The organism is Candidatus Protofrankia californiensis (assembly GCF_900634765.1).
Taxonomy (GTDB): domain Bacteria; phylum Actinomycetota; class Actinomycetes; order Frankiales; family Frankiaceae; genus Protofrankia; species Protofrankia californiensis.
In genome coordinates this window covers 1,806-5,686 of sequence record NZ_CAAAFT010000298.1, presented here as the reverse complement: position 1 = coordinate 5,686, position 3,881 = coordinate 1,806, and the positions used below count along the sequence as shown (strand labels likewise).

2 protein-coding genes and 1 pseudogene are annotated in these 3,881 nt (G+C 68.0%); 1 reads left to right on the top strand and 2 read right to left on the bottom strand.

Features of this window, described 5'->3' with window-relative positions; all coding sequences use genetic code 11:
- Positions 1-128: 128 nt before the first annotated feature.
- Both DD1DGNOD_RS15905 and DD1DGNOD_RS28165 read right to left on the bottom strand, forming a co-directional pair.
- The gene (locus DD1DGNOD_RS15905) at positions 129-959 is read right to left on the bottom strand and encodes a peptidylprolyl isomerase (protein WP_131767187.1); all 831 of its coding nucleotides are present in this window, start codon (positions 957-959) and stop codon (positions 129-131) included.
- Positions 960-2,140: 1,181 nt separating this feature from the next.
- The gene (locus tag DD1DGNOD_RS28165; protein WP_206443217.1) at positions 2,141-2,626 is read right to left on the bottom strand and encodes a hypothetical protein; all 486 of its coding nucleotides are present in this window, start codon (positions 2,624-2,626) and stop codon (positions 2,141-2,143) included.
- A 401-nt stretch (positions 2,627-3,027) separates the two neighbouring features.
- On the opposite strand from DD1DGNOD_RS28165, the pseudogene DD1DGNOD_RS15890 reads away from it, so the two are divergent.
- Positions 3,028-3,881 (top strand): annotated as a pseudogene (locus DD1DGNOD_RS15890) (cation-translocating P-type ATPase); the annotation flags it as partial.

Genomic DNA, 3,881 nt, shown 5'->3' with positions numbered 1-3,881 from the left:
TGAATCCGGTGCTGTCACAACAGCAGCGGATTCACATCCTTCGGGCTTGGCCGGGAGGTAGCTTGATCGGAAGGCGGGTTGGCTGCGAGACGGCTTCGCTGTGATGCCGACGGTAGGAGCGTCCGCTGTCAGGCGCCCTGGGCGATGGTGAGGGAGGTGATCTGGGGTTTGGTCACCGGAGCGCCGTCGGGAGCGCCGCCTTCGACGCCGGGGGAGGTGAGGGCGTCGAGGACGTTCAGGCCCTCGGTCACCGTCCCGACAACCGTGTAGTTGGTGGCCAGCGCCTGCGCGCCGTCCTCGTTCGGGTCCCGGTAGTTGATGAAGAACTGGCTGCCGTTCGTGCCGGGGCCCGAGTTGGCCATGGCGACGACCCCGCGGGTGTACCTGGCGCCGTCGGTGTTCTCGTTGGCGTAGGCGAAGCCCGGACCACCCCTGCTGCTGCCCTCCGGGTCCCCGCACTGGAGCACGAAGATGTTCTGCGTGGTTTCACGATGACAGGAGGTGTTGTCGAAGTACTTGGCGTTCGCCATGGTGAGCAGGGCGTGGACGGTGCAGGGCGCCTTCGCCGCGTCCAGCGCGGCCTTGATCGTTCCCTTGTTCGTGGTTATGACCATGGTGGTGGGGGACCTGTCCACCGTGTCGGCTGCCGCGGGCAGGCTCACCGGCCTGGACGGTTCCCGCCCGTCCGCGGTGTAGGTGCAGGGACCGACCTGTGTCGAGGCGGCCGGGGTCACCGGGGGAGAGCCCGACGCCGAGGGTGACGCGGCCAGGGTGGCGTCGTCGTCACCGCTGACCAGCAGTGCGGCGGTGGCACCACCGGCCAGCAGGATCAGGGCGCCGGCACAGACGACCGCGGTTACCCTGCGCTGTCGACGCCGCGCGGCGGCTCGGCGTTCGGACTGCCGGGCGGCTCTGGCCGCGGCAAGATCGCGTTGTCGGCGCGTCCTGGACGTCACCACCTGTCGGCCTCCCTGTCATCGGTCCGGGTGCGCAGAGTCGCTCCGCGCCGACGAGCGCCCGGTCAAGCGCCCGGTCAAGGGAAGTGTAGGTAGTCATGGTCCGCCCGCTGCCGCCGCATCGGTATCGGTATCGGTATCGTGCCGGGTCCGGCTGTGCGGAAGCTGTGCGTCACCTTCAGAAGACGTTAACCGTTCCGGTGGGGAGGTCACCGCACTACCGTGGCACCGTCACGCTTTCGTGGCGGCCGTACCGTGCGCCGTCGCTCGCTTCGTTCAGGTCGGCGCGACGCATCCGTCGTCCCTTCGGCTGTCGGCGTCCGGGGGACGTCCAACCTGTCGGCCAGGCGCGCGACGGTAACCGTTGCAAGCTGGGACTCGCGTCGCGCCGCCTCGCGCAGGTCAGCCAGGTTGGCGTTGGTCGGAGTGCGCACCGCTCTGCGATGGAGGATCACCCGCTGCTCGCTTACGAGCAGCCAGTCCTCCAGGGCGGAGCGCCGAGGTAGTAGCGCCAACCGCGCCCGTTGTGCGATTCGAGCACGAGGCCGGTGTGTCATGGCGATCCACTTCTTCCTTCCGCCAGAGGGCCAAAAGCAGCGCGATCATGTTTTTCTCGCCCTGCCGGAGGTCCAGATCCCCGGGTCGCCGGAGGGCCAAAGGCAGCGCGATCATGATTTCGTGCTGCCAGCGGCCCAAAGCCCCTGGATCACTGCCAGGGGTACCGGCGACGTCCGGCAGGTGGGCCTCTCACGCGGCAGGTAGGCGCCCCGTACGCAGGTCCTGCGTTCCGCCCGGCCTGTCGTGTGCGTAGCCCTGTTGTTCACCTTACCGATATCTGTTGGACCAATGCCCTTTTCATGTGCGATACCTGTACCGCCGAGCCTGTACCACCGAAGGTGACAACGACGATCATCCTTCAGATGATCATCTGTGAGGAGTGTTCAGTGTCGGAGATTGTGTTGGCCCTGGTGGCTGAACTCGTCAGTGCCGCGGTCGTTGTGCTGATCTCGTCGGTGTTCCGGTGGTGGCGGACATCGGCTGCCCGTACGGTCTGAGCGCCTGTTCCAGCGCTTTTCCCAAGATCTTCAGCCTGGTGCCGCCGCCGGTTACCGGCAGTTGCCGGCAGTCACCAGCCCCGGTTGGGAAGCTGGTGACTGCCGCTGGTTCATGTGGCTGCCACTGGCTTATGTTGTCGCAGACTGTTGCGATTTCGTCCGGGCTGCAGAAGCTCCGGCGCGGCTGCGCTGGGCGACATAGGTACCGGCTCCGATCGCCGCCGCGATCGGCCATTCGACGACCTCGGTGACGGCGAGCACACCCAGACCCACGTAGAAAGCGGTCTGGGCCGGTGATGGCAGTCTGATCGGGCCCACCTTCATGCTTGTGCCCGGGGCGCGAGGGATCTCGACGCGCGCTGTGGCAAACGGTGTCCGCAGCGTCGCCGTGTGGGGTCCTCTTTCTTCACCCGCGCTCTCCTGCTCGCCTTCGGCCTCGCCGTGGACCCGGCCGTTACCAGTGGCCTTGCCCGCCTGACCGGCCTGCGACTCCTCCCGGTGTTCTGCCGTGGTCCCGTCTTCGTCCCTTTCATCCGTTCCGTCCCGGCGCTCCTTCGCGCTCTTGGCTTCCTCTCTTTCTTCGTCCCGTACGTGATCATTTGTCTTGGCAGGCATCGGACCTCCCTCCCTTATCAGGTCACCATCCCCAAAGGCAAACCCTAGGTAAACAAAAGATCTCGGAATCGGTTCCAAAAGATTTCTCGGAGGTGAACTGTGTGCTTTGTGTCAATGTTTTGTCTCTCTGTGAAGTGTTCGTGACGTACTCGCTCTCCCGTCGGCGGGTACCCGAGCACCTGCCAGGGCATCCGAGCACCTGTTAGACGGCATCGGCTGCCGGGTACCGGCTGTCGGGTGGGTGCCTGCCGGGTACCGGCTGGTGGTGGATGCGCAGCCCGGCCATGACCTGCAGTGCGACCTGCGGTGCCAGCTGCGACCGTTGCCGTTCGGGCGTCAGGCCGTCCAGTGATCGATTTCGGCCGCCCGGTGATCGATGAGACCGATGAGGAGGTCCGCCGATGCACCTGCCGAGTCCCCTGTCGGGGGCGCGACGTGTTCTGGCCGAAGGACGCCTCCTGGGTGACATGGGGCTGGTGTCGATGGCCGGACCGCTGCTGGAGCGGATGGAGCCCACCACCGCCGGCGATGACCGGTTGGCCCGTCCCTGCGCCAGTCTCAGGGTGCGCGGTGCCAGCAGGCTGTCGACAGCGTCGCGTCGCCGGCTGCTGGAACAGGAACTGCAGCGCCAGCCCGGAGTGCTGTGGGCCCGGGTCAACGCGCCGTTGGGACGGGTCCTGGTCGGTCTTGGCGAGCCGTACCCGCGGGCGAGTGAACTGACGGCGGTTGCCGAGCGGGTCGTACAACAGGCCGACGGCGGAGCTGGTGACGACCAGGCCGCGGCGGACGCCGGCCCGCGGCCCAAGGTTGCCGACCTGCCGGATTCGGCAGCTCCGGTGCTGCGCGCGGCTGTCGCGCTCGCCGCGGACGGGATCGCCTTCACCGTGGCGTCGGTGGGTCGTATCGCCCGCTGGACGCCGTTTCCGGTGGAGCTCGCCTCGCTTGTCACGGTCGTCGACACCCAGCCGCGGCTGCGGGGGGTCGTCGAGAAGGCGATCGGGCCGCAACGGGCGGACGTCGTCCTGGCCGTGGCCAACGCGACCGCGATGGGGCTGGCCGGCAGCCACACCGGTCTCGGCGTGGACGCGGTCTACCGGGCACATGCCCTCGCCGCCGCACGGGCCCGCCGGGACGCCTTCGCCGTCGTCGGCGACGACCTCATGGGGGATCCCGACCGGGCCGGCGCCGAGCCGGTGGCCGTCGAGCGGCCCCGGCCGCGTCCGAGCGGGCCGGTGGAACGCTACGCGGACGTGGC

Coding starts and splice junctions, on each gene's coding strand:
- DD1DGNOD_RS28165 (WP_206443217.1), bottom strand. CDS start 2,626: ATGCCTGCCAAGACAAATGATCACGTACGGGACGAAGAAAGAGAGGAA.